Below are 25,446 nucleotides of genomic sequence, written 5' to 3'. Positions count from 1 at the left end.
TGGAGCCCCCTTGAGTCAAGGGGGTGAAGAGTGATCGCTCAGAACCGCAGGTTCTCATCGTTCTGAACGCCCAACGGGCCGGGCGGCCAAATGCCTGCGCAGCAGGCGTTTGGCGGGGCTATGGAGATCTGGTGCTGAGAGCAAGAGCGATGGTCGCAAGGCTTGTTCAGAACTTCATTGATACCCGAGAATACCACGGCGCAGAAAGTCGCCTGTCTTCTGGCCAATCGCGCCGAGACCCTTGAGTTCCATCTCGAAGTACAGCGCGTCGTTCGCCTTGCCGCTCGCGCTGCGCAGGTAATGGCGCGCGAGCAGGCGCCAGACCACGCAGCAGGAGTCGCGCTCGATGCCGACGAGGTTTTCCAGCGGCTTGCGGTCGCGCAGCGAGTAGTTCCAGCGGCCGATCAGGCGCCACTTCTCGTTGAGCGGGATCAGCGCGGAAATGTCGGTCTGCTCGAGGAAATCGCGGCGGTAGCGGTACGACAGGTTCAGCACGCCGTCGCCGAGGAAACGACGCTGCACGCTGATCGCGGACAGGTCGGTCTGGTCGCCGTTCGGGTTCCACTGGTCGGCCACTTTCAGGCGCCAGCGGTCGGTCAGGTGCACGTCGAGTTCCGCCACGTAGGCCGAGCCGGAATAGCGCGTCGGCGCGCCGTACAACTGCACGCGCTGGTCCTCGAAATAGCGGATCTGGCCCAGGCTTGCCGACAGGCGTTCGGCGCCGGTCGCGGTCTCGAGCAGACGGGTAGTGACCGCGGCGGTCAGGTTGTTCGCATCCATCTGGCGGTCGGCGCCGGTGTAGCGGTTGGTCGTGAACAGCTGCGGGAAATCGAAGGTCAGCAGCTGGGTGTCGAAGACCGGCAGGTCGTTCTGGTTGCGGTACGGCACGTTCAGATAGAACAGGCGCGGTTCCAGCGTCTGTGTATAACCCTTGCCGAACAGGTTGGTGTCGCGCTCGAAGATCAGGCCCATGTCGAGGCTGCCGATCGGCGTGGTGCGCTGCGGCGTCGCGCCGAGCGTGTTGCCGTTGGCCTGCTCGGTCTCGACGTCGTAGCGCGTATGGCGCACGCCGAACTCGGGGCGGATGAACCAGGACGCGCCTTCCAGCGGCAGGCTCAGGTACGGATACAGGTCCAGGCGCTGGCCCGTGGTCGGGCAGACCCGGTTGCCGCCGCCATCCTCGAAGCAGTCCTTGTCGAACGCGACGAACTCAGACTTGACGCCGCCGCGCAGTCGGCCGGCCAGCGCGATGTCGCCGTCGAAGGTCATGCGCGGCAGGCGCATGTAGGGCTCGAACTGGTCGGGCAGCGAGGGATCGGTGATCTGGTACTTGTCGCCGCCGACGGCGAAGCTCCAGCCACGGCCGCGGCCGTTGAGGTACGCGCTCGACGGTAGCAGGCTCGTCGAGATCGCCGACAGGCTGTCGCCGAAATCCTCGAAGTAGCGCTTGTCCGACACGCCGTTGATGTTGGCGGCGAAATTCCAGTTGCCACCGAGCGAGGTGAAGTTGTCGAAATGCCACTGGCCGCGCTCGCGGTCGGCGCGGCGGTCGTTCGGCAGCCAGGCGCCGTCGATCTGGCCGCGGCTGCGCTCGGTGAGATAGCGGAACTCGGCACCCGCCATGAAGCCGCGCTGCGTGACCAGGCGCGGGTACAGCGTCATGTCGTAGTTCTCGGCCAGGTTCAGGTAGTACGGCAGCGTGAAATCGAGGCCACTGTTGCCGTTGAAACCGAAGCTGGGATAGAGAAAGCCGCTCTGGCGCCGGTCGTCGGTCGGGAAGCGTACGTACGGCAGCCACAGGACCGGAACATCGCCGATGCGCAGGGTCGCGTCATGACCCGTGGCGATGCCGGCGGCCTGGTCGATCGCGAGATCGTCCGCGCGGATCTCCCAGCTCGGTTGATCCGGATCGCAGGTCGAGAAGCGCACCATTTTCATGCGTGCGTTGTCGTCATCGACGAGTTCGGCCTGGCTGGCCTGGCCGTTGCCTCGCGAGCTCAGCAACTGGAAGCGCACCCCGTCGAGGATGGCCGTATTGGGCGTGGTCTTGCCCTGGGCCTTGTCGGCCGACAGCAGCATGCCGCGGTCCTGGTAGCGCACATTCCCTTGCGCGACCCAGGCGGTGGTCTCGGTCCAGTAGGTCAGCTCGTCGGCGCGGATTAGCTGGTCGAGGCGCTGCACGCGCGCATTGCCCTGCAGCAGGTACTTGGTCTGGTCGGCGGTCTGGAAGCGGTCGGCACCGAAATCGGTATCTGCCTCTTCGCGCACGCCCGTGGTCGGCAGGCCGGGTACGTAGAACGCGAGCAGCGCGTTGGGCCTGCACAGGCTGAAGTCGTCAGACTTGCGCGGGCACTGGTCGCTGCCGGGCAGGCAGGCGGCCGGGTTGGCCGCATGGGCGCCGGCACCGTACAGGCACAGGACAGTGGCCTGCACCAAGCGGCGCAGCCGGGGAGTACGCGAAAGATGGCGCGGCACAGGCAGGTCTTTTGCAGACAGTGAGGCGCGTAAGATGCCCGAAACGCGCCCATGGCAGCAATCTTCGCGGCGGCAAGTGCTTGACGCGGCAGCTTGAGCCGTCGCCGCACGACCCCAATCTGGAGCGACCATGAACACCAAGATCGAAAAATCCGACGCCCAATGGCGCGAAGAACTGACCCCGGAGCAATACGCGATCTGCCGCTGCTCGGCGACCGAGCGCGCCTTCACGGGCAAGTATTGGGATCACCATGACGCGGGGATCTACCACTGCGCGGCGTGCCGGACCGCGCTGTTCGGCTCCGGCACGAAATACGATTCCGGTAGCGGCTGGCCGAGCTACTGGCAGCCCCTCGCGCCGGATGCCGTCGTCGAGCATACCGACGATACCCACGGGATGCGCCGCGTCGAAGTGCGTTGCGCGCACTGCGATTCGCACCTCGGCCACGTGTTTCCGGACGGGCCGAAGCCGACCGGGCTGCGCTATTGCATCAATTCGGCCGCGCTCGAGTTTGAGCCGGAAAAGTAGCGTCGAGGAGTGAGAAACGAGTGACAGCGAAAGTGTGTCGCCGCTTCCACTGTTTTCTCACTCCTATCCACTGTTTCCTCGTGTCATTGGCAGCCCTGTGCGATCGGCGTCAGCGTGCACACGTCGAGGCTCAGCACATTTCCCTCACCCGAGGTGCGGAAGATCACGTCGTTGTTGACGAAGACCGGCACCGACGGATAGCCGACCACGGCGATGTCGGGGTTCACGCGGTAGCGGATCTCCGTGCCGTTCTGCACCGTCGAGGAGGCCACCGGGATCAGGAATTCCAGCCAGAACCCCTGCGCCGAGCGCCAGGCGCCACCTTCGGCAGTGTTGCGCGGCGCGCGGATGGCCCAGCCTTCGAGTCCTTGGCTCAACTGCTGCGGACAGCCATAGCCGCTGTCGTTGCCGAGGTTGATCAGGCGAGGGCCGTTCGGCACGCGAGCGAAGCAGAACGCGGGGTTTTCGGCCGAGATCGCCGGCGCCATGCCGCTGGGCAGCAGCAGCTCCAGCCCGATCACGCTGCCGCCGCAGGGATTGCCCGGGTGGCTGATGATCAGATGGGTGTAGAACACTTCGCCGACGGCCGGCGTGCGGTTCGGCGGCAGCAGGGTATAGCCGGTATAGGCCTGTGTGCGGACTTGCGTGATCGGCGGGTCGCTGACACAGGCGATGTTGCTGCCGATGCTCCTGAACACGCCGTCGTACCACGGCAATTGCAGCGCCGCAGCGGGACGCGCGGCGGCGAAACAGGTCAGGACCAGGGCGGCCAGGCTCGGGAACAGGCGACGCATGACGGATTCCTCGCAACGGCGACCCGCGACGGCGCGGGTTTCGTTGCCAAGGACGGCGGCGCGGCGAGAAAACTGTCAGCGCGATTTCGGCGCGAGGTCAGTACAGATCTGCCGGCGCCTGCGGTCATGCCGCGCCTGTAGCTCAGTCGAGCAGCGCCGCGACATGCGCCTGCACCGACTGGCGCAGCGCGGTCAGGCTGTAGCCGCCTTCGAGGCTCGACACCACGCGGCCCTGCGCGTGCTGGCGTGCGATCGCGACGAGTTCGCGCGTTACCCAGGCGTAGTCGTCCGCGTCGAGATTGAGGTTGGCGAGCGGATCGAGGCGGTGCGCGTCGAAGCCTGCTGAGATCAGCACGAGCTGCGGCGCGAACGCGTCGAGCGCCGGCAAGACGCGGTCGCGGTAGGCGGCGCGGAACTCGCCGCTGCCGCCGCCGGACGGCAAGGGTTCGTTGACGATGTTGCCGGCCCCGGTTTCCCGGCGCAGCCCGGTGCCGGGGTACAGCGGCATTTCGTGGGTGGAGGCATACAGCACGCGCGTATCGTTCGCAAAGATGTCCTGACTGCCGTTGCCGTGGTGTACGTCGAAGTCGACGATCGCGACGCGTTGCAGCCCGCTGGCCAGCGCATGCGTGGCGCCGACCGCGACACTGTTGAACAGGCAGAAGCCCATGGCCTGGGCGTACGTCGCATGGTGTCCCGGCGGACGCACTGCGCAGAACGCACGCTGGTGGCGCGCGGCGAGCACGCCGTCGATCGCGCCGCATACCGCGCCCGCGGCGCGCAGCGCGGCGTCGAGTGAGGCGCCCGACATGACCGTGTCGTCGTCGATGCGCAGCGCGCCGTCGTGCTGCGGCGCGAGCGCGAAAATGCGTGCGACGTGTTCGGCGCTGTGCGCGCGCTGCAACTGTTCGGTGGTCGCGCGCGGTGCCTCGATGCGATCGAGTCCGGCGAAGCGATCCTGGTCCAGTGCTTCGAGTACGGCGCGCAGGCGCGCCGGCGATTCCGGATGGCCGGCGCCCGGGTTGTGCGCGAGGCAGCTGGCGTGGGTATACAAGGCGAGATGCATGAGCGGATTCCGTGGCGATTGCGGCGGCGTCATCGCGACCGGGCGGCGTCAGGTGCCGGCGGGTTTCTTGCGCCGCTCGTGCTGCCACAGCACTTCGCCGTGACCGCTGCGGCGCGCGAGCACGCGGGCGAGCACGAACAGCAGGTCGGACAGACGGTTGAGGTAGCGCGTCGCCTCGGCGCGCACGCTTTCGTGCGCGGCCAGCGTGACGACTTCACGCTCGGCGCGGCGGCAGACGGTACGCGCGAGATGGCAGGTCGACGCGGTCATGCCGCCGCCGGGCAGGATGAAATCCTTGAGTGGCGGCAGGTCTTCGTTGAAGCGATCGAGCACGTCTTCGAGCCGCGTGATGTCGGCGTCGAACATCATCGCCATGCCCGGTATGCACAGCTCGCCGCCGAGGTCGAACAGATCGTGCTGGATCTGGGTCAGGCACTCGGCGATGTCCGCTCCGGTGTCCTGCGCGAGCAGCATGCCGATGACACTGTTGAGTTCGTCCACGGTGCCGTACGCGTTGACCCGCGCCGAATCCTTGCGTACCCGTGAACCGTCGCCGAGCCCGGTACTGCCGTCGTCGCCGGTGCGGGTATAGATTTTGGTAAGTCGATTGCCCATGGAAGCTTCTGTGTCGGATTCGTGTGTATTGTGGAAAAGGTATAAAGTAAATAATGGGAATTAGCTACTGATCTTCCTCGAAACGCGAGGCATTCGTGTAGCTTACTTCAAACTGTCCCATGCGATAGCGGATACGGCTCGCACGCGCATGCCCGAGCTGCAGCGCGAAGGCGCGCGCCGGTGGCAGTCCCAGTGCATGGCACAGCAGCGCGCGGATCGAACCGGCGTGGGCAACCGCGAGCACGCCATCGTTGTCGCCGGTCGAGCCGAGCAGCGCAGCGAGCCACGCGCCGGTACGCCGCATCACGTCGCTGAAGCTCTCGCCGCCGGGCGCTTCCTGGATCACCCAGTTGTCGGCCCAGTGGCGATAGCGCGCCGCGTCATGCTTGGCGATCGCATCCCAGCGCTGGCCGTCCCATTCGCCGAGGTCCACCTCGCGCAGGCGCGGGTCGGCCAGCGGCTCGATGGCGAAGCGCGCCGCGAACACCTGCGCCGACTGCTGCGCGCGGCGCAGGTCGCTCGTGAACAGGAAACGCGGCGCCTCCCCTTGCCAGTGCGCCGCAAGACGCTGGATCGCGAGGAAGCCGGCGCTCGACAGCGCCACGTCGGTCTGGCCGATGCACAGTCCCGACGCCGCTTCCGAATCACCGTGCCGGATCAGAATCAGATCCATCGCTGGGCCCCCGCGCACACCAGATAGCAGGCGAGTTCCACGATCTGGTTGGCCGCGCCCAGCGTATCGCCCGTGATGCCACCGAGCTGGGCACGGAAATACAGGCCGGCGAGCAGGACCACCGCTGCGCTGATCAGCGCAGCGAGCAGCGCGAGCCGGCCGAATGGCGCGATCAGCACGAATACGAGCAGCGTGCCGGCGGCGACCTGAGCCCAGCCTATGCCGTCGGCGACCGGCTTGTTCGTGGCCTGGCCGTCGCGCGCATAACCCAGCATCGCGGCCAGTGGCAGCACGCTCCAGCGCGCAAGGATGTGGCCGAGCCACAGGGCGACGAACAACTGCGACGGGGACAGGCTGGCCAGTGCGAGGTATTTGCCGCCGAGCACCGTAGCCAGCGCGAGCGCGGCGTAGCTGCCGATGCGGCTGTCGCGCATGATTTCGAGCTTGCGCTCGAGCGTGAAGCCGCCGCCTAGACCGTCGGCCGTGTCGGCCAGGCCGTCTTCATGGAAGCCTCCGGTCAGCACGATCGCTGTGGTCAGCGCGACCCAGGGCGCCAGCGACGGCGGCAGCAAATGCAGGCTGACCCAGGCCGCGAATGCCGCGATCGCGGCGACCAGCGCGCCGACCAGCACGAAATACGGCGCTGCCTGCGCGAGCCGCGCCGGTTCGGCATAGCTCAGGCGCGCGAACGGCAGGCGCGTCAGGAACGTCGCGGCGGTGGCGAACAGGCGCAGCGGGTTGCTCATGCGGCAGGGAAGGGCGGGGAAGCGCCGAGCGTAGCCGATGCGGCGCGAGCGCGGAAATGCACGGCGGTTCTGGCAGGTGCTGCGGCCGCCCGCGACGCGATGCCGCGACCGCGGTCTGGGCATCGGATTCAGCCTGCCAGCGTACACCGACAGCCCCCCGGCATGCCGTCGAGAAAACTTCAGCGTCGGCGCACAGGAACATCACGGAACGCTCGTCTCCGGCCGCTACTGGCTAACGGCGAACGCCTGTGCATGAGGTCTTTGACGATGTCACCACAGAACCGCGCGCACCCGAGGTGGATGCGCACGGCCGTAGCATCGTCACTCCCAGCGGTACCCGACCTTGCCGTAGACGAAGGCACCGTTGAAGCCGAATGGCGCGTTGCGGGGGTACACCAACTGACCGCCGTTGGAGGTGGCGAAATAGAATTCGTCCGGATACGCGTCGAAGATGTTGTCGGCACCAAGGGCAAAACTCCAGGCATCGAGCTGATATGCCGCCGCCAGATCGACCGTCCATTTCGCGCCGAAGGTCTGGTCGAGTGCCGGATTCGCATTGAGCGCGCTGAACTCGCCGTAGCGTGTGGCGGTGCCGGAAAAGGTCCAGTCGCCGGACTTCCACACCGATCCCAGTAGGATCTTGTCGCGCGGCGCGCCGACCGTGATGCGTCCCTGCTCCACCCGGCCTATGCGCTGCAGGTTGAGGCCGCCGGCGGTGAGTTCGGGCGGATTCGGAGCGATCTTCTCGATCGTTGTCTTGGAGTAGTTGTAGCCGATGGTCCAGTCGACTTCGCTCGAGGACAGCACCCATTTGTACGTGCCGACGATATCCACGCCTGTGGTCTTGGTATCCACGGCGTTGGTGAAATAGCGGCCGCCGGTGACGCCGAAAATGCCGCGGGTTTCGAGGAACGCCGTGACGGTCGGACCGATCAGGTTTTCCGACAGGATGATGCGGTCGTCGATGTCGATGCGGTAGGTATCCACCGTCACGTACAGTCCGTCAAGCGGCGACAGCACCAGGCCCAGGCCGTAGTTCATCGATTCCTCGGCCTTGAGCGGTTCGGCGCCCAGCGCGATGGCGGTCGAATTGTCGACCGCGAACGTGCGCACGTCGAACGGTACGCCGCCGATGAAGTTCGTCGCCGTGGACTGGAAGTACTGCTGCTGCAGCGACGGTGCGCGGAAGCCGCTGGACACGGTGCCGCGCAGCGCGACGGCGTCGGTGAAGGCGTAGCGTCCCGACACTTTGCCCGAGGTGGTGGTGCCGAAATCGCTGTAGTCCTCGTGGCGCGCGGCGACCGCGGCCGAGAACCTGTCGGTGAGGTCGGCTTCGAGGTCGGCGTAGAGCGAACTGCTGTTGCGATCGCGGTGGCCTGCGTCTTCGGGCTTGAAACCCGGGAACACCTGCGCGCCCGGTGGCGTGTTGACGGGACCATCGCCGTCCACGTACGAACCGAGTTCGCCCGGGCTCTGATTGAACTTCTCCTCGCGCCATTCCGCGCCGAAGGCGAAGGTGATGGGGTACTTGAGCCAGCGGGCCTCGATCGGTTTGGAGAAGTCGAGGTTGGCCACGTTCTGCGTCACTTCGAGGCTGCCGGCGTAGAACTGCCGTGGCGAGGTCGACCCCAGGCTGCGGTTGAGGGTGTTCCGGATGTCGAAGCCGAGATTGTTGTAGCCGTAGTTGTAGCTGAGGTCGTAGTTCCAGTCGTTCCCCAGCCCGCCGCGCAGCCCCGCGACCGTGGATCGGTCTTTTGCAACATTGTTTATAGTAGGAAGAAAGCCATTGGGATAAATGGACGGAATGTTGCGCGAGTCGCCGGCGGGGCGGAAGAATCCATTGGACACCACGTCGCGATTGCTGGCCGCGCCGAACGCGTAGAGCGTGGCGTGCTCGCCGAAACCGAACTCGCTGTTGAACGACACCGCACCCTGGTCGATCTCCGGATCGCCGTAGCGCTGCACCACGCGATCGTAGGGAGGTGCCGCGGGTCCCGGCGTGCCGATATAGGGGCGGGCGCGGTCGGTCTGGTCGTTGTGGCCGCCTTGCCCGGCCAGGTGCAGGAAGCCACGCTCGCCGAACTCGAAGCCCGCATCGCCCGAAAGCTGGTATTGCCTGCCGTCGCCGGCGGAGTGCTGGCCGTAGCGCGCGGTGATGCCGCCGCCGCTGCCGCTTCCCTTGAGCACGATGTTGACCACACCGGCGATGGCATCCGATCCGTACTGCGCGGAAGCGCCGTCACGCAGTACTTCCACGCGCGCGATCGACGCGATCGGGATCGCGTTGAGATCGACCGGTGATGAGCCGCGGCCCTGGCTGTCGTTGAGGTTGATCAGCGCCGTCGTGTGCCGGCGCTTGCCGTTGACCAGCACCAATACCTGGTCCGGTGCCAGCCCGCGCAGTTGGGCGGGCTTGACCGCGTCGGTGCCGTCGGAAATGGCTGGGCGCGGAAAATTCAGGGAAGGCAGCACGCGCGACAATGCCGTCGCCAGCTCCCCCGTGCCGGTGGCCTCCAGTGCCTCCGGCGTGATGATATCGATAGGGGCCGCCGATTCGGCTACTGTGCGATCGGTGACGCGTGTGCCCGTCACGATGACGGTTTCGAGCGAATCTGCTTCTTGGGTGCGGACTTGGGCCGCGGCGGGCAGCGCCGCCAGGGCGGCGGCGACGGCGACAGTCAGGTTACGTGTGCGGGACATGGAAGCTCCTCGGCAGTGACGGAAATCGGTTGTTGTTGTCGGCAGCCGCTTCCCCTCGTCGCGGCGGCACTCGGGAAAATCTTCCCTGTACGGAACTCTTGCTATTTCCACACAGGATGAGCTCCCAGGGCGAGATTGGTGACCGGCTTGCGCCCATCCATCGCTTACACGCAGACGTGGCGATGGCAGTGGGTCAATGGTGCGGAGGCAGCACCCGCACTCCATCAGCGATCTTTGCGCGTCAGCCGCATCATATAGAAAAAATTTTCGGACTTTGTGGCATTTTTACGAATATCTCGGCTGAGCCCCAGGATTGGCTGGCTGGTGTGCCGAGCCGTAAGTTTTCGAACGAGAAATTCCGGATGGGTTTCGCCGCGAAACCAGGCGCGGCGAGGAGACGTACCGCAGTGGCGCGAATCCGCGCTGGCGGAGCGGTTGGTGGGTCTGCTGACGCGCTTGGCCGACAACGAAGCGCAGATGCCGAGACGACGGCGGCCGTGGAGCCGCCCTGCGGATGACGGACGGGGGCGATTGTGCCAAGCCGGGGAATGCCGGCGGAGCGAAGGCCTGGGTTTCGAGGTGAAGGGCCGGAGGCGGCAAGAACCGGACGATCGACGTGCGTCCAGGATCCTCGGTTACAACAACGGTTCGGACGCTGCAGGCCGCGTTGCAGACGAAAGCCAGGACACAACCGGCCACGCGTTCATACAGCCGTCGGGGCAAGGCGTGCCGTATGGACCTGGTTGCCGAGTCCGGTGAATTTCCGAGCGCGGCATCGGAATCCGCCGCATGAATCCCTAAGGAATTTCCGAGAGCGGTATCATCCGCCGATGACACCTGTTTTCGACGTAGTCCTGATCGGCGGTGGTTTGGTCGGCAGCAGTCTCGCCATCGCGCTGAACCACAGCGGTCTTTCCGTCGCCCTCGTCGAAGCCGCCGCCCCGCGCGCCAGCGACGGGCCGCGCGAGGACGAGCGCAACCTCGCCCTGGCCCGCGCGAGCACGACGGCACTGCAGACCCTGGGCGTCTGGTCGCACCTCGCGGCCAGTGCCACGCCGATAGAGCGCATCCATGTGAGCCGCACCGGTGAATTCGGTGCGCTCCGTCTGGATGCCCGGCAGGAAGGACTGGATGCGTTCGGTGCCGTCGTGCCGGCGCGCGCGCTGGGCGTCGCGCTGGCACAGGAGCTGGAACAGTGCACGCGGATACGCCGCTACACGCCGGCCGAGCTGCTCGATCTGCGTCCGGGCAGCGACAGCACGCAGATCAGCCTGCGTACGCCCGATGGCGATACGCTGATAGCGGCGCGCCTGCTCGTCGGCGCCGACGGCACCGCCTCGCGCGTGCGCGCGCTCAGCGGCATCGGCGTGGACGAGATCGACTACGGGCAGACCCTGTTCGTCTGCAGCGTGTACCCGCAGCGGCCGCTGACCGGCCTCGCCTACGAGCGCTTCAGCGACACCGGTCCGGTCGCGCTGCTGCCGCTGGCCGAACGTCGCGCCGGGCTGGTGCTCAGCGTCGCTACCCCGGACGCGGCCGACGTGGCCGCGCTCGACGACGAGGCCTTCCTCGCCTACGCACAGCAGCGCTTCGGCTGGCGCGCCGGACGCCTGTCCCGGCCTGGCCGGCGCAGCGCCCATGCGATCCGCCGCGTCGTCGCGCACAGCCTGGTCGCACCGCGCTGCGTGCTCATCGGCAACGCGGCGCAGACCATCCATCCTATCGGTGCGCAGGGCTTCAACCTTGGCCTGCGCGATGCGCTGACCCTGGCGCAGTCGCTGATCGCGCAGCAGCGCGCTGGCGGCGATCCCGGCGCGGCGGCACTGTTGCAGGCGTACGCCCATGCGCGCCGCGAGGACCGCGACGGCACGCTCGCCTTCAGCGACGGTCTCGTGCGGCTGGCCTGCAGTCCCGCGCCCTTGCTCAAGCCGCTGCGCAGCCTCGGCCTGCTGCTGCTCGACGGCCTGCCGGGACTCGGCAGCCTCGTCGCCCGCCGCGGCATGGGCTTCCGCGGCCGACCTACCGCCTATGCACTCGGAGTACGCCCATGAGGCCACGCAATGTTTTCGATGTCGCCATCGTCGGCGCGGGCATGGTCGGCAGCGCTGCGGCGCTCGCGCTGGCCCGGCGCGGCCTGCGCGTCGCGCTGGTCGAGGAGCGCGCGCCGTCAGGCTGGAACGCTGCGGACGATGTCGACCTGCGCGTGGTCGCGCTGGCGCGGTCGAGCGTCGATCTGCTTGAACAACTGGATATCTGGACAAACGTGCGCAGCGCGCGCGCCAGTGCCTACCGCCACATGTACGTCTGGGACAGCCAGAACGGCGCGCACATCGAATTCGACGCCGCCGATACCGGAGCGGCTGAACTCGGCTGGATCGTCGAGAACCGCCTGATCCAGCACACGCTGTGGACGGCGCTGCAGGCGCAGGACAGCGTCAGCCTGCGCTGCCCCGCGCGCGTCGTCGCCACCGAGGACGAAGGCGAGACTCGCAGCCTGCGCCTGGACGACGACAGCCGCGTCGTGGCGCGCCTCGTCGTGGCGGCCGACGGACCCGCGTCGCCGCTGCGCCATCTGCTCGGGATCGGCGCGAGCGGGCATGTCTATGACCAGCACGCGCTGGTCGCGCACGTGCGCACCGAGCGTGCGCACGAACAGACCGCCTGGCAGCGCTTCCTGCCCGGCGGTACGCTGGCGCTGCTCCCGCTGGCCGACGGTCGCTGTTCCATCGTCTGGTCGCTGCCGCCGCAGGAATGCCGGCGCCTGCGTGAGATCGACGAAGCCGCGTTCCTGCAGGAACTGGGGTGCGCATCGGATTTCCGGCTGGGTCCGATCCTCGCGACCTCGGCACGCGCCGAATTCCCGCTGCGCCTGCTGCTGGCCGACCGCTATGTCGCGCCGCGCTTCGCCCTGCTCGGCGACGCCGCGCACCAGGTGCATCCGCTCGCCGGGCAGGGTGTCAACCTCGGCCTGCGCGATGTCGCCGCCCTCGTCGATGCCATCGCTGGCGACGCCGACCGCGACCCGGGCGCAGCCACAGCGCTGCGCCGCTACGAACGCCGCCGGCGCAGCGACAACACGATCTCGGCCTGGAGCATGGACGGTATCAATCGCATCTTCCGCAGCGAGTTCGAGCCGCTGGTCTTCGCGCGCGGAATCGGACTGCGCGCGGTCAATGCACTCGGACCGCTCAAGCAGCTGCTGGCGCGGCATGCGGCCGGGCGATGACCGACTTTGTCTCCCCCAAGCTCGCTTGGGGGAGATCTGCGTGGTGAGGGAGGGGAAGCCGCAGACGCGCTCGGTGCAGATTTTGCGCCGCTTTCCCGCGCGGAATATCTTTTGCCGCAAAAACCACAGTTTTAACGTGGCGGATGTTTCTCCCCCTCAATGAATTCTCTCCCCGCGCAAGCGCGGGAGTGAGTGGGGCGCCGCAAAGAAACCCACGTTCTGGCGCCCCGAACGCCCAACGGGGCGGAGAGGGGCCAAAGTTCGTCCGCTGGTCCTCTTCCCTCTGTCACGAACGCGTCACTGCGCCTGCCCAGACTGCGCGGCTGTCGCCGGTCCGCCCGGCCCGCCGTCCAGGGAATCCCATGAGAATCGTCACCTCGCTCGTCCTCGCCGCGGCGCTCGCCAGCGGCGCGGATGCCGCGCTCGCGCAGGTCCGCATCAGCGAGTTCATGTACAGCGGCGCCAACGGCGAATTCGTCGAGATCACCAATACCGGCGCGAACGCGGTCGACCTGACCGGCTGGAGCTTCGACGACGACAGCAACACGGCCGGCAGCTTTGCGATCGGCGCACTGGGCACGTTGGCCGCGGGCGAATCGGCCATCATCACCGAAGCAACCGCAGCCGATTTCCGCGTGGCCTGGAACCTGTGCGCGGCAGCGCGGATCGTCGGCGGCAACGGCCAGAACCTGGGTCGCAACGACATTATCAATCTCTACGACGGCAGCGGTACGCGCGTCGATACGCTGCGTTTTGGCGACCAGAATTTCCCCGGCAGCATCCGCACGCAGAACGTCGCCGGCTGGGTGTCGGCAGCGGGACTCGGTGCCGATGCGATCGCGCAATGGACGCTGGCCAGCGCTGGCGACGCGGAATCCTCGCGCGCGTCGGTTGCTGGCGACATCGGCAGTCCCGGCATCAGCACGCGTAGCGCGCAGCCGTTCGATCCCTGTGCGCCGCTTGGGCCGCGGCTGCGCATCACCGAGTACATGTACGACGGCCCGGACGGCGAATTCGTCGAGTTCACCAATGTCGGTGACGCCGCCGCGGACCTGGCCGGCTGGAGTTTCGACGACGACAGCAATGCACCCGGCACGATCGACCTGAGCGCGTTCGGCACGGTGCAGCCCGGCGAATCAGTGCTGCTGACCGACGCGACGGCGGCGGCGTTTCGCAGTGCCTGGAATCTCTGCGACGGTATCGGCGTGGTCGGCGGCAGCAGCGCGGGACTGGGGCGCGCCGACCAGATCAACCTCTACGACGGGACTGGCCAGCGCGTGGATCGCCTGACCTACAACGACCAGACCATCGCCGGTTCCGTGCGCGCCAAGGACAGGAGCGCGTGGATGTCCAGTGCAGGCCTCGGCGTCGACCAGGCGCTGCAGTGGACATTATCCACGTTGTCTGATGTGGAAGAATCGCGCGCCTCGGCCGGGGGCGCGATCGGCAGCCCGGGCCGCAGCCGGCGCAGCCTGTTCGATTTCGATCCCTGCGCCGTCAGCGGCGGCGCGCCGGTCGTCACGGTCGATGTCGCGCAGACCACGCGCCGCCTCGACCTGGCGGTCAACGGCGCGGGCGCGATCGCCGCGACGCTGGCCGATGCAACCGATCCGGCCGCAGTCGACGGCATCGTGCTGCAGTTCGCCGATCCCGACGGCGACGCCACGGCGCTGACGGTCACCGCGAGCAGCAGCAATCCGGCCGTGGTCGACGCGGCCGGTCTCGTGCTGAGCGGCACGGGCGCGACGCGCACCCTGCGCATCACGCCGCTGGGCGTGGGCTACAGCACGATCACGGTACGCGCGGTCGATGCGGGCAACAGCGCCGGTACTTACGTCATCCGCTATGCCGCATCGGCCGCGGGCAGTGCCGGCCAGCATTGGTTCACCGGCGCGAGCGACGCGTCCGCGGCGGTGGCGAGCGGCGACCATATGCTCGTTGCCGACGACGAGGGCCAGAGACTGCGCCTGTATGCGCGCGAGGCGTCGGGTCTGGCCGAGAACGGTTTTGATTTCACCGCATCGCTGGGCCTGACCGACATTGACGGCGGCACGCCGCGCGAAGTCGATATCGAAGGAGGCGCGCGCGGCGGCGACCTGATCTACTGGACCGGTTCACATTCCAACAAGAAGGACAACGGTGCGGCGCGACCGAACCGTCAGCGCATCTTTTCCACGCGCGTCAGCGGCACCGGCAGCGAGGCGACGTTGAGTTACGTCGCGCGCTACGATCATCTGCGCACGGATCTCGTCGCCTGGGATGCGGGCAATGGCCACGGACTCGGTACCGACGCGCTCGGCCTGGCCGCCAGCGCGGCGACCGGTGTGTGGCCCGAGCGCGACGACGGCTTCAATATCGAAGGTCTCGCGCTCGCGCCGGATGCGGATGGCCTCTACCTCGCGTTCCGCGCGCCGCTGCTGCCGCTGAGCCAGCGGCGCAAGGCGCTCGTGATCCACGCCACCAACCTGCGCAGCACGATCGCCGCCGCTCCGGCCGGCGGTTCTGCCGCGGCGGGCAGCCTGATTTTCGCCGCGCCGATCGAACTCGATCTCGGCGGCCGCGGTATTCGCGACATCGTGCGCACCGCACAGGGCCAGTACCTGATCGCCGCCGGTCCGACTGCCGCTGCGACCGGTGTGGCGCCGTCAAACTTTCGTTTGTATACCTGGAGCGGCGACCATGCCGACGCGGCGCTGCCGCTGGAAGCAGACCTGAGCGGCATCGCCGCGAGCGGCAGCATCGAAACCCTCGTCAATGCCGACAGCGCGGTGCCCGGAACGCTGGCGCTGGAACTGCTGGCCGACAGCGGTGACACCGTCTGGTATGCCGACGGCATCATCGCGAAGGATCTCGCCGAGCCGCGTCACCGCAAGTTCCTCGGCGGACGCGTGACGATCGAGCTGCCGCCGGCGAACGACCGGGTGTTTGCGGATGGGTTCGAGTGAGGATCCATCCACCTCTGGCCTGGCGGTGTGCAGTTCTGCCTTGAAGCACCGCCATCCCCACCCAACCCTGCGGCCCGATGGGCCGGAGGGTTGGGTGGGGATCGTGTTCGCCTCGCGGCGCAGGTAGCAGCCGCATGCCCTTTGCGGTAGACGAACGCCGGTAAACGATGGCGGCAGAGATCGGCTTACTGCGCCGTCCGCGTCGCCTCGCGGCAGATGCGCTCGATCTCGAACGGGTCCGCCGGCTTGACGAGGTGATGGTCGCAGCCGGCCGCGCGCGAGCGGCGACGGTCGTCCGCCTGGCCCCAGCCGGTCAGTGCGACGAGGACGACACGGTCGCCGCGGGCGTCGGCGCGAATCATCGCGGCGAGTTCCAGGCCATTGAGCTTGGGCATGCCGACATCGAGGAAGGCGACGTCGGGCTGAAACGCGATCAGCGCATCGAGTGCGAGTTCGGGATCGTAGACCGTGCGCACGTCGTGGCCGGACATGCCGAGCAGCTGCGCCAGCGTGTCGGCCGCGTCGCGGTTGTCGTCGACGATCAGGACGCGGCGGCCGGCTTGCGCCACGGTCGCGGCGGCGGGGACCTCGGCCTCCTGTGCCGCGCGTGCGCGTGCCGCGCCGCGCGCGGCCAGCGGCAGGCGGATCTCGAAGCAGGAGCCGAGGCCGACGCCTTCGCTGCTGGCGTGGATGCTGCCGCCGTGCATCTGGATCAGGCGCCGCACCAGGGTCAGGCCGATGCCGAGGCCGCCCTGCGCGCGTTCCAGCGAGGTATCGATCTGCACGAACAGGTCGAACACTTCGTCCAGCCGTTCGGCCGGTATGCCGATGCCGCTGTCGGTGACGCGCACGACCACTTCCTGGACCTGCAACTGCGCCGACAGCGCGATGATCCCGCCGGGCAAGGTGTACTTCGATGCATTGTTCAGCAGGTTGCCGAACACCTGGGTCAGCCGCTGCGGATCGCCGTCGACGAAGATCGCCGCATCGGGAATGTCCAGCGACAGCTGGTGCTTCATGGACTCGATGTGCGGCAGGGTGGTCTCCACCGCGGTGGCGAGCAGTGGACCCAGTTCGGTCAGCTGGCGGCGCAGTTCGATGCGGCCATGCGTGATGCGTGACACGTCGAGCAGATCGTCGACCATGCGCACGAGCTGGCGCAGCTGACGGTCGATCACGTCGAGCGACTGGCGTTCCGGCGCGCTGGCGCGCTCGTTCTGCAGCAAGCCCACGGCGCTGCGGATCGGCGCGAGCGGATTGCGCAGCTCGTGTGCGAGCGTGGCGAGGAATTCGTCCTTGCGCCGGTCGGCCTGGCGCAGCTTCTCGGCCAGTTGTTGCAGCTGCGCCTCGGCGCGGCGTCGTTCGGCGACTTCGGCCTCGAGCTGCGCGTTGGCCAGCGACAGCTCGGCGTTGGCCAGCGCAAGCGTCTGAGAGAGCGCCTCGAATTCCTGCGCGCGCTCGGTCTGCAGCGCGAGGTTGACCTTGACCAGGCTCGCGTTCTCGCCGGCCAGCGCGCGGCGCTTGCGGTACAGCTCGACCAGCACGGCGACCTTGCTGCGCAGGATGTCCGGCACCAGCGGCACCTGTACGTAGTCGATCGCGCCGAGACGATAGCCCTGCAGCCGGTCCAGTTCGCCGATATGCACACCGGTGACGAAGATGATCGGCGTGTTCTCGAAGCGCGGATGCTGGTGGATCAGCTGCGCCGTCTCGAAGCCGTCCATGCCGGGCATGCTCACGTCGAGCAGGATCACGGCGAATTCCTGCTCCATGAGGCGCCGCAGCGCCTCCTCGCCGGAATGGGCCTTGACCAGTGTTTCTCCGAGCTGCGCGAGCACCGCCTCGTAGCTCAGCAGCCGCTGCGGCTGGTCGTCGACGAGCAGGATGTTGACCTTGTCGTTGTGGATCTGCACGGCGGCCACTCAGCGATGCAGCCATTGACGCAGCACCGACAGCAACTGGTCGGTGTTGACGGGTTTGGCGAGGTAGTCCGACGCGCCCGCCTCGAGGCATTTCTCGCGATCGCCCTTCATCGCCTTGGCGGTCAGCGCGACGATGGGCAGACTGCGGAATTGCGCGTCCTCGCGGATCGCGCGTGTGGTTTCGTAGCCGTCCATCTGCGGCATCATGATGTCCATTAGCACGAGGGCGATGTCCGGCGCCTGCTGCAGCCGTGCGATGGCCTCCTGGCCGGTCGCGGCGGTGACGACCCGCAGGCCGTGGCGCTCGAGCACGCTCGACAGCGCGAAGATGTTGCGCACGTCGTCGTCGACGACGAGCACGCGCTTGCCGGTGAGCACTTCGTCGGTGTTGTGCAGGTTCTCGAGCATGCGCCGCTTGTTCGGCGGCAGGTCGGCGATCACGCGGTGCAGGAACAGCGCAGTCTCGTCGAACAGGCGCTCGGGCGACTGCACGCCCTTGATCACGACGCTCTTGGCGACTTTCCTGAGCAACGCGTTTTCCGCGTCGCTGAGCTCCTTGCCGGTGAACACCACGACCGGTATGTCGACGAGCGCTGCGTCGGCATGGATACGGTTGAGCAGTTCGAATCCCGTCATGTCCGGCAGGCGCAGGTCGAGCACGACGCAGTCGAACTGCTCGGCGCGCAGTTGCGCCAGCGCGTCGGCGCCGTTGCCGACGCTGACGATCTCGACGTCGTCATGGGCGATCAGCTCGACGATGCTGAGGCGCTCGACGTCGTTGTCCTCGATCACGAGCAGTCGCTTGGGTCGTGGCGTGGCGAAACTCTTGATCTTCTCCAGCGCGGATTTCAGCCCTTCGGTGGTGACCGGCTTGTTGATGAAGGAAAACGCGCCGCGTTCCAGACCCTGCTGCCGCTCGTCCTCGATCGTGACGACCTGCACCGGGATGTGGCGCGTGGACGAGTCCTGCTTGAGCCGGCTCAGCACGGTCCAGCCGAGCATGTCGGGCAGGAAGATGTCGAGCGAGATCGCGGTCGGCGCGTGCTTGCGCGCGAGCGTGATCGCTTCGGTGCCGCGCATGGCGACGAGTCCCTTGAAACCGTGCTCGCGCGCGAGATCGAGCATGACCTTGGCGTAATGCGGGTCGTCTTCGACGATCAGCAGCAGCGGATCGCCGGGCTCGAGCTGGCCGCGGTCGTCGGCCACTTCCTCGTTGCGCGGGCTCGGCAGCGTCGGAAGACTCGGCGTGCTCGAGAGCTTGGCACGCGCTTCGTCGGCGCTCGTCGCGCTGGTGTAGTGCAGCGGCAGATACAGCGTGAACGTGCTGCCGACGCCGACGGTGGAGCTGAGCCGGATCTCGCCGCCGAGCAGGTTGGCCAGTTCGCGGCTGATCGCGAGTCCCAGGCCAGTGCCGCCGTACTTGCGCGAGGTGCCGGCGTCGGCCTGCTGGAAGGCCTCGAAGATGATGCGCTGCTTCTCAAGCGGGATGCCGATGCCCGAGTCGGTGACCGAGAACGCGACTACGGTGGGCGCGCGACTCAGTACCGCATGTTCGGTGCTCCAGCCGCTCGCGGCGACGCCGGCGGCGAAGGTGATGACCCCCTGGTCAGTGAACTTGAACGCATTGGACAGCAGGTTCTTGAGCACCTGCAGCAGGCGCTTGGGGTCGGTCGTGATCAGCGGACCCAGCGCCGGATCAAGGCGCGTGACGAAGCCGAGTTTGCGCCGCTCGGCCTCGTGCGCGAAGTTGCGCTCCACCATGTCGCGCAGCTGGGCGAAGGCGAGTTCCTCGACGTCGACCGTGACCGTGCCCGACTCGATCTTGGACAGATCGAGAATGTCGCTGATGAGGTTCAGCAGGTCGGTGCCCGCGGCGTGGATCGTGGTCGCGAATTCGACCTGCTTGTTCGACAGGTTGCCCGGCACGTTGTCGGCGAGCTGCTGGCCGAGGATCAGGATGCTGTTGAGCGGCGTGCGCAGCTCGTGCGACATGTTGGCGAGGAATTCCGACTTGTAGCGCGAGGTCAGCGCGAGTTCGGCGGCTTTTTCCTCGAGCGCGCGGCGGGCCTGCTCGATCTCCCGGTTCTTGCGTTCGACTTCGGCGTTCTGCTGCGCGAGCAGCTTGGCCTTGAGGCCGAGCTCGTCGTTGGTCTGCTGCAGCTCTTTCTGCTGCGTCTGCAGTTCGCCGGCGAGCTGTTGCGACTGGGCCAGCAGGCCCTCGGTGCGCATGGTCGCCTCGATCGTGTTGAGCACGATGCCGATACTGCCGGTCAGCTGTTCGAGGAACGCCAGATGCGAAGGCGTGAATTCGCCGAGACTGGCCAGTTCGATCACCGCCTTGACCTCGTCCTCGAACAGCACCGGAATCACGATGACGCTGCGCGGCGAGGCCTGCACAAGGCCCGTGCTGATCCTGATCAGCTCGGCCGGGATGTCGGTCAGCAGCAGGCGGAAACGCATTTCCGCGCACTGCCCGACCAGGCTTTCGCCGAGGCGGAAGCGCCGCGCGGCGTCGCCCGCGCGATCGGCGTAGCCATAGATCTGTTGCAGGCAGGCACCGTCCGGGCCTTTCTCCATGATGTACATCACGCCCTGCTGCGCGCCGACCAGCGGCGCGAGTTCGGACAGCAGCGTGCGCGCGACGGTGAGCAGGTCGCGCTGGCCCTGCATCATGCCGGAGAAGCGCGCAAGGTTGGTCTTGAGCCAGTCCTGTTCGGTGTTGCGCTCGGTGGTCGCGCGCAGGTTGCCGATCATGGCGTTTATGTTGTCCTTGAGCTCGGCCACTTCGCCGCGCGCGTCGACCTGGATGGAGCGCGTCAGATTGCCCTGGGTCACCGACGTGGCGACTTCGGCGATCGCGCGCACCTGCGTGGTCAGGTTGGCCGCGAGCAGGTTCACGTTCGCCGTGAGATCGCGCCAGGTGCCCGCCGCGCCGGGCACCGCGGCCTGGCCGCCGAGGCGGCCTTCGACGCCGACTTCGCGCGCGACCGTGGTCACCTGGTCGGCGAAGATTGCGAGCGTATTGGTCATGCTGTTGATGGTGTCGGCCAATGCGGCCACTTCGCCCTTGGCCTCGACCGCGAGCTTCTGGCGCAGGTCGCCGTTGGCCACCGCGGTCACGACCTTGACGATGCCGCGCACCTGGTTGGTCAGGTTCGCCGCCATCACGTTGACGTTGTCGGTCAGGTCCTTCCAGGTGCCGGCGACGCCCGGCACGGCGGCCTGGCCGCCGAGTTTTCCTTCCGTGCCCACTTCGCGCGCGACGCGCGTGACTTCGGCGGCGAAACTGTTGAGCTGGTCCACCATGGTGTTGATGGTGTCCTTGAGCTCGAGGATTTCGCCTTTCACGTCGACCGCGATCTTGCGCGAGAGATCGCCGCGCGCGACCGCGGTCGCGACTTCGGCAATGTTGCGCACCTGGCCGGTCAGGTTCGACGCCATCGAGTTGACGTTGTCGGTCAGGTCCTTCCAGGTGCCGGCGACGCCGGGCACCTGCGCCTGGCCGCCGAGTTTTCCTTCCGTGCCGACTTCGCGTGCCACGCGCGTGACTTCGGCGGCGAAGCTGTTGAGCTGGTCGACCATGGTGTTGATGGTGTTTTTCAGCTCGAGGATTTCGCCGCGTACGTCGACCGCGATCTTGCGCGAGAGATCGCCGCGCGCAACGGCCGTCGTCACCTCGGCGATATTGCGCACCTGGCCGGTCAGGTTCGACGCCATCGAGTTGACGTTGTCGGTGAGGTCTTTCCAGACGCCGGAGACGTCCTTCACGTCGGCCTGGCCGCCGAGCTTGCCTTCGGTGCCGACCTCGCGCGCGACGCGCGTGACTTCGGCGGCGAAGCCGTTGAGCTGGTCGACCATGGTGTTGATGGTGTTCTTGAGCTCGAGGATTTCGCCTTTCACGTCGACCGCGATCTTGCGCGAGAGGTCGCCGCGTGCGACGGCCGTCGTGACCTCGGCGATGTTGCGCACCTGCACCGTGAGGTTGGTCGCCATCGCGTTGACCGAATCGGTCAGGTCCTTCCACGTCCCGGCGACGCCCGGCACGGTGGCCTGGCCGCCGAGCTTGCCTTCGGTGCCGACCTCGCGCGCGACGCGCGTGACTTCGGCGGCGAAGCCGTTGAGCTGGTCGACCATGGTGTTGATGGTGTTCTTGAGCTCGAGGATTTCACCCTGCACGTCGACCGCGATCTTGCGCGAGAGATCGCCGCGCGCGACGGCGGTCGTGACCTCGGCGATGTTGCGGACCTGCGCCGTGAGGTTCGATGCCATCGAGTTGACGTTGTCGGTCAGGTCCTTCCAGGTCCCGGCCACGCCGGGCACCTGGGCCTGGCCGCCGAGCTTGCCTTCGGTACCGACCTCGCGCGCGACGCGCGTGACCTCGGACGCGAACGAGCGCAGCTGCTCGATCATCGTGTTCAGCGTTTCCTTGAGATCGAGGATCTCGCCGCGCACGTCGACGGTGATCTTGCGTGACAGGTCGCCGCTGGCGATGGCCGTAGCGACCTCGGCGATGTTGCGCACCTGGTCGGTCAGGTTCGAGGCCATCGAATTGACGTTGTCGGTCAGATCCTTCCAGACGCCTGACACGCCCTTGACCTGGGCCTGGCCGCCGAGCTTGCCTTCGGTACCGACCTCGCGCGCGACGCGCGTGACTTCGGCGGCGAAGCCGTTGAGCTGGTCCACCATGGTGTTGATGGTGTCTTTCAGTTCGAGGATTTCACCTTTCACGTCGACGGTGATCTTGCGCGAGAGATCGCCGCGCGCGACCGCGGTGGTGACCTCGGCGATGTTGCGCACCTGCGAGGTCAGATTGGTCGCCATCGCGTTGACCGAGTCGGTCAGGTCCTTCCAGGTGCCGGCCACGCCAGGCACGATGGCCTGGCCGCCGAGCTTGCCGTCGGTGCCGACTTCGCGCGCGACGCGCGTGACCTCCGAGGCGAAGCCGCGCAGCTGGTCCACCATGGTGTTGATGGCTTCCTTGAGCTGCAGGATTTCGCCGCGCACGTCGACGGTGATCTTGCGCGAGAGATCGCCGCTGGCGACCGCGATCGTCACTTCGGCGATGTTGCGCACCTGCGCCGTAAGGTTGGACGCCATCTGGTTGACCGATTCGGTCAGTTCCTTCCAGACCCCCGAGCCGCCCTTGACCTGGGCCTGTCCGCCGAGCTTGCCGGCGGTGCCGACTTCGCGCGAGACGCGCGTCACTTCCGAGCTGAACACGCTCATCTGTTCGATCATCGCGTTGACGATCGTCGCAGAGCGCAAGAATTCGCCCTGCAGCGGCCGGCCTTCGACCTCGAGGTCGATGGTGCGGGTCAGGTCGCCGCGCGCGACCGCGGAAATCGAGCGCGTCATGCGTTCGGTCGGCCAGAGCAGGTCGTCGCAGAGCGTGTTGACCGACAGTTCCATCGCGCCCCAGGCGCCGCGGCGGCTCGCGCCGGCGACGCGTTCGCGCGTCTGGCCACGCTTGCCGACCAGGTCGCCGACACGTGCCAGCTCGTCGGCCATGCGCCGGTTATTGAAGATGATCTCGTTGAGGGTATCGGCGAGCTTGCCGTCGAGGCCGTCCCAGTCGCCGGGCAGGCGCTCGCTGAAATCGCCGTCGCGCACCGCCTGCAGCACGCGCAGCAGTTCCGGCAGGCGCTCGGAAGGGGCACACGGCGGTGCCGGCTCGGTGCCGGCATCCGCGCGAGGGTCACGGCGAACGGTCATCGCACACTTCTCCCGACGGCAACGTGGCACTGATTAGCGCAGCGCAAGTGTTCATAGCGTGCACAAGAGTACGCCACGCGCGATCGGTTCTGGCGGCGTGAGTTTCCGGTGCGGATCGGAAGACCGACGGGGGAACCTCGCGACGACAGAACGCGAGGACGGCACACGCGGCGCGATCGGCTTTGCCTGCGGTATTCGGCGCGCGCCGTTGCACCGTGGTCGACACGCTGTGACCCGGATAGCGCGCAGTGCGGCCCTCACTTTTTCTTCACAAATTTCCGTGTTGCCGCCATCGGCGAGTCGCTAGCGCGTCGCCGGCGTTTCACCGGCAGCACCCACCTGACGCGCGATCTGCGCAGCGAATTCGTCGAGATCGACCGCGTCGGTGTTGGCCAGGATGACGAGAGTCACGTCCGCGTCGCGCATGCGGAACAGCAGCGCCTGCGCGCCCATGTTGCGGCCTGGACGCTTGACGATGCGCTGCGGCTTGCCGGCGATGGTCATGGTGTAGGACCAGACGCCGTAGCCGTAGTCGTCGAGTCCGGCCCTGGTCATTGCCGCCAGCGACGCCGGCTGAAGCAGCGCGCCGCTGAACAGCGCATCGGAAAACGCGAGCACATCGCGTGCGGTCGAGTAGAGGCTGCCGGCCGCGTAGAGATTCTCGGGGTAGACCGGCAGGTCATTCGCGAGGGACTTGAGGTCGTCACGATACATGTAGGTATCGGCCAGATTCCCTATGACGACGCCCTGGCGCAGCAGGCCCGTATGGGTCAGGCGCAGCGGCTGCAGCAGGCGCTCGCGCAGCAGCTGCTCGTACGTCTTGCCGCTGACGCGTTCGAGAATCTGCCCGAGCACGATGTAGTCGCAGTTGTTGTAGTCGAACGCCGCTCCCGGCTCGGCGACGAGATCGCCGCAGCAATGGCGCGTCAGCAGCTGCGCGCTGGTCGCTGGTTTCTGGTAGACGGGAATGCCTTCGGTGAGCGCGGTCTGCAGGTCCTTGACCTGGTCGAAGTTCGGCAGGCCCGAGGTGTGATTGAGCAGTTGTTCCAGTGTGACCTTGCCGCCGCCGTTGCCGGCGTAGTCGGGCAGATAGCTGCGTAGGGTCTTGCGCAGGTCGAGCTTGCCCTGTTCGGCGAACTGCAGCACCAGCACGGCAGTGAACGCCTTGGTGATCGACGCGATCTTGTAGCGCGTCTGTGGCGTGTTCGGTACCTGGAAAGTGTGGCTGGCGAGGCCGAAACTCTTCTCGTAGGTGACCTTGCCGTGTTCCTGCAGGAGCACCGTGCCGCTGAAGTGGTGCTGCTTCGCGTAGGTGTCGATGAATTCCTCCGGCGTGGAATGCGCCGGGGTCGCGAATGCCAATGACAGGACAGCAACGAGCAGGCTTTTCATGGTGAGTCCGTAGCGGCGGGAACGTGCTTCCACCGATACGGTCCGGCGCGAGGCGGTTGCACGCCGTTACCGTGCCCGTGTCGCACTGCAGCGCTCAATCGATGCGATAGACACGCGCCTTCGGATAGTCCTCGTGCACCTGCAGGAACCAGCGGCCGGCGAGGCCGGGCACGACGAGGATCTCTGGCGATTCCAGCGTCTGGCGCAGTTTCATCGCGCCCTTGAGCACCTTCCAGGCCTGGCCGTTTTCCAGGCGGAATTCTGTGCCGGGCTCCCAGCCGTCGACCGGGCCGCGCAGACGGCTCCTGATCGTGCGGATGTCGAGATCCATCGGAATGGCGCGTGGCTGTTCGTCGCCGCGTTGCGCGGCCGCCGTGTCTTCGGTAGCCGCTGCGGCGTCGCGTGTGGGGGCGGGCAGGGCTGCTGCATCGAGCGCGGCTTTCTCGCGCAGCAGGTGGTTCAGCAGTTCCAGTTGCTGCCTTGTCAATGTATCCAGGCCCGTGTCGTGGCGCTGCGCGGGCGTGAGCTGATCTTCGACGTTGACGTAGTCCGGAGCGGTCAGCGCGAGTGGCGCCGCGACCAACAACATCAAAGCCAGGCCAATGCGCGTTGCTGCCGACATGCCGCTCTCCACGAACCGGGCCAGCCACG

15 protein-coding genes are annotated in these 25,446 nt (G+C 67.1%); 4 read left to right on the top strand and 11 right to left on the bottom strand.

Going from position 1 to position 25,446, the window contains the following annotated elements; translation table 11 throughout:
• Positions 1–174: 174 nt before the first annotated feature.
• Positions 175–2,433, bottom strand: a complete 2,259-nt coding sequence (gene lptD, locus RUU78_RS13480; protein ID WP_313917410.1) for an LPS assembly protein LptD — start codon at positions 2,431–2,433, stop codon at positions 175–177.
• A gap of 172 nt (positions 2,434–2,605) precedes the next feature.
• On the opposite strand from lptD, the gene msrB reads away from it, so the two are divergent.
• Positions 2,606–3,004, top strand: a complete 399-nt coding sequence (gene msrB, locus RUU78_RS13475) for a peptide-methionine (R)-S-oxide reductase MsrB (RefSeq protein ID WP_313917408.1) — start codon at positions 2,606–2,608, stop codon at positions 3,002–3,004.
• Positions 3,005–3,087: 83 nt separating this feature from the next.
• Here the strand turns inward: msrB and RUU78_RS13470 are convergent, their stop codons facing one another.
• From RUU78_RS13470 to RUU78_RS13445, 6 genes are all read right to left on the bottom strand, one after another.
• Positions 3,088–3,798, bottom strand: a complete 711-nt coding sequence (locus RUU78_RS13470) for a hypothetical protein (RefSeq protein WP_313917407.1) — start codon at positions 3,796–3,798, stop codon at positions 3,088–3,090.
• Positions 3,799–3,940: 142 nt separating this feature from the next.
• Positions 3,941–4,864: a histone deacetylase family protein gene (locus tag RUU78_RS13465; RefSeq protein ID WP_313917405.1), complete on the bottom strand. Its 924-nt coding sequence runs from the start codon at positions 4,862–4,864 to the stop codon at positions 3,941–3,943.
• Between the two features lie 48 nt (positions 4,865–4,912).
• Complete coding sequence (locus tag RUU78_RS13460; RefSeq protein WP_313917403.1) at positions 4,913–5,479, bottom strand: cob(I)yrinic acid a,c-diamide adenosyltransferase; 567 nt, start codon at positions 5,477–5,479, stop codon at positions 4,913–4,915.
• A 64-nt stretch (positions 5,480–5,543) separates the two neighbouring features.
• Entirely contained in the window at positions 5,544–6,152 is a 609-nt protein-coding gene (locus RUU78_RS13455) for a histidine phosphatase family protein (RefSeq protein ID WP_313917401.1), read from the bottom strand.
• Positions 6,143–7,021: an adenosylcobinamide-GDP ribazoletransferase gene (gene cobS, locus RUU78_RS13450; protein ID WP_313917399.1), complete on the bottom strand. Its 879-nt coding sequence runs from the start codon at positions 7,019–7,021 to the stop codon at positions 6,143–6,145. The genes RUU78_RS13455 and cobS overlap by 10 nt, the downstream gene beginning before the upstream one ends.
• A gap of 198 nt (positions 7,022–7,219) precedes the next feature.
• Positions 7,220–9,598, bottom strand: coding sequence for a TonB-dependent receptor (locus RUU78_RS13445; RefSeq protein ID WP_313917398.1), 2,379 nt, complete (start codon positions 9,596–9,598; stop codon positions 7,220–7,222).
• Positions 9,599–10,428: 830 nt separating this feature from the next.
• Here RUU78_RS13445 and ubiH point away from each other — a divergent pair.
• The 3 genes from ubiH (at position 10,429) to RUU78_RS13430 (ending at position 15,769) form a co-directional block, all read left to right on the top strand.
• On the top strand, positions 10,429–11,649 hold the full coding sequence (ubiH, locus tag RUU78_RS13440; RefSeq protein ID WP_313917396.1) for a 2-octaprenyl-6-methoxyphenyl hydroxylase: 1,221 nt from the start codon (positions 10,429–10,431) through the stop codon (positions 11,647–11,649).
• Positions 11,646–12,824, top strand: a complete 1,179-nt coding sequence (locus tag RUU78_RS13435) for a UbiH/UbiF/VisC/COQ6 family ubiquinone biosynthesis hydroxylase (RefSeq protein WP_313917395.1) — start codon at positions 11,646–11,648, stop codon at positions 12,822–12,824. The genes ubiH and RUU78_RS13435 overlap by 4 nt, the downstream gene beginning before the upstream one ends.
• A gap of 362 nt (positions 12,825–13,186) precedes the next feature.
• Positions 13,187–15,769 carry a DUF3616 domain-containing protein gene (locus RUU78_RS13430; RefSeq protein ID WP_313917393.1) on the top strand — a complete coding sequence of 861 codons (2,583 nt, stop codon included), beginning with the start codon at positions 13,187–13,189 and terminating at the stop codon, positions 15,767–15,769.
• Positions 15,770–15,954: 185 nt separating this feature from the next.
• Here RUU78_RS13430 and RUU78_RS13425 read toward each other — a convergent pair whose 3' ends face one another.
• The 4 genes from RUU78_RS13425 to RUU78_RS13410 all read right to left on the bottom strand — a co-directional run bounded on the left by RUU78_RS13425 (position 15,955) and on the right by RUU78_RS13410 (position 25,417).
• Entirely contained in the window at positions 15,955–17,682 is a 1,728-nt protein-coding gene (locus tag RUU78_RS13425) for a response regulator (RefSeq protein WP_313917391.1), read from the bottom strand.
• 9 nt (positions 17,683–17,691) lie between these two features.
• The gene (locus RUU78_RS13420; RefSeq protein WP_313917390.1) at positions 17,692–23,403 is read right to left on the bottom strand and encodes a HAMP domain-containing protein; all 5,712 of its coding nucleotides are present in this window, start codon (positions 23,401–23,403) and stop codon (positions 17,692–17,694) included.
• Between the two features lie 303 nt (positions 23,404–23,706).
• Positions 23,707–24,795 carry a serine hydrolase domain-containing protein gene (locus tag RUU78_RS13415; RefSeq protein WP_313917389.1) on the bottom strand — a complete coding sequence of 363 codons (1,089 nt, stop codon included), beginning with the start codon at positions 24,793–24,795 and terminating at the stop codon, positions 23,707–23,709.
• Positions 24,796–24,889: 94 nt separating this feature from the next.
• Positions 24,890–25,417, bottom strand: a complete 528-nt coding sequence (locus RUU78_RS13410) for a hypothetical protein (protein ID WP_313917388.1) — start codon at positions 25,415–25,417, stop codon at positions 24,890–24,892.
• Between the last annotated feature and the right edge of the window lie 29 nt (positions 25,418–25,446).

The sequence above is a fragment of the Tahibacter sp. genome (assembly GCF_032229445.1).
Taxonomy (GTDB): Bacteria; Pseudomonadota; Gammaproteobacteria; order Xanthomonadales; family Rhodanobacteraceae; genus Tahibacter.
This window is presented reverse-complemented; position numbering and strand designations above follow the sequence as displayed.

Bases quoted from the DNA above. Each gene is read 5' to 3' on its own strand.
- msrB (WP_313917408.1), top strand. From the start codon at position 2,606: ATGAACACCAAGATCGAAAAATCCGACGCCCAATGGCGCGAAGAACTG.
- RUU78_RS13470 (WP_313917407.1), bottom strand. From the start codon at position 3,798: ATGCGTCGCCTGTTCCCGAGCCTGGCCGCCCTGGTCCTGACCTGTTTC.
- RUU78_RS13465 (WP_313917405.1), bottom strand. From the start codon at position 4,864: ATGCATCTCGCCTTGTATACCCACGCCAGCTGCCTCGCGCACAACCCG.
- RUU78_RS13460 (WP_313917403.1), bottom strand. From the start codon at position 5,479: ATGGGCAATCGACTTACCAAAATCTATACCCGCACCGGCGACGACGGC.
- RUU78_RS13455 (WP_313917401.1), bottom strand. From the start codon at position 6,152: ATGGATCTGATTCTGATCCGGCACGGTGATTCGGAAGCGGCGTCGGGA.
- cobS (WP_313917399.1), bottom strand. From the start codon at position 7,021: ATGCCCAGACCGCGGTCGCGGCATCGCGTCGCGGGCGGCCGCAGCACC.
- RUU78_RS13445 (WP_313917398.1), bottom strand. From the start codon at position 9,598: ATGTCCCGCACACGTAACCTGACTGTCGCCGTCGCCGCCGCCCTGGCG.
- ubiH (WP_313917396.1), top strand. From the start codon at position 10,429: ATGACACCTGTTTTCGACGTAGTCCTGATCGGCGGTGGTTTGGTCGGC.
- RUU78_RS13435 (WP_313917395.1), top strand. From the start codon at position 11,646: ATGAGGCCACGCAATGTTTTCGATGTCGCCATCGTCGGCGCGGGCATG.
- RUU78_RS13430 (WP_313917393.1), top strand. From the start codon at position 13,187: ATGAGAATCGTCACCTCGCTCGTCCTCGCCGCGGCGCTCGCCAGCGGC.
- RUU78_RS13420 (WP_313917390.1), bottom strand. From the start codon at position 23,403: ATGACCGTTCGCCGTGACCCTCGCGCGGATGCCGGCACCGAGCCGGCA.
- RUU78_RS13415 (WP_313917389.1), bottom strand. From the start codon at position 24,795: ATGAAAAGCCTGCTCGTTGCTGTCCTGTCATTGGCATTCGCGACCCCG.
- RUU78_RS13410 (WP_313917388.1), bottom strand. From the start codon at position 25,417: ATGTCGGCAGCAACGCGCATTGGCCTGGCTTTGATGTTGTTGGTCGCG.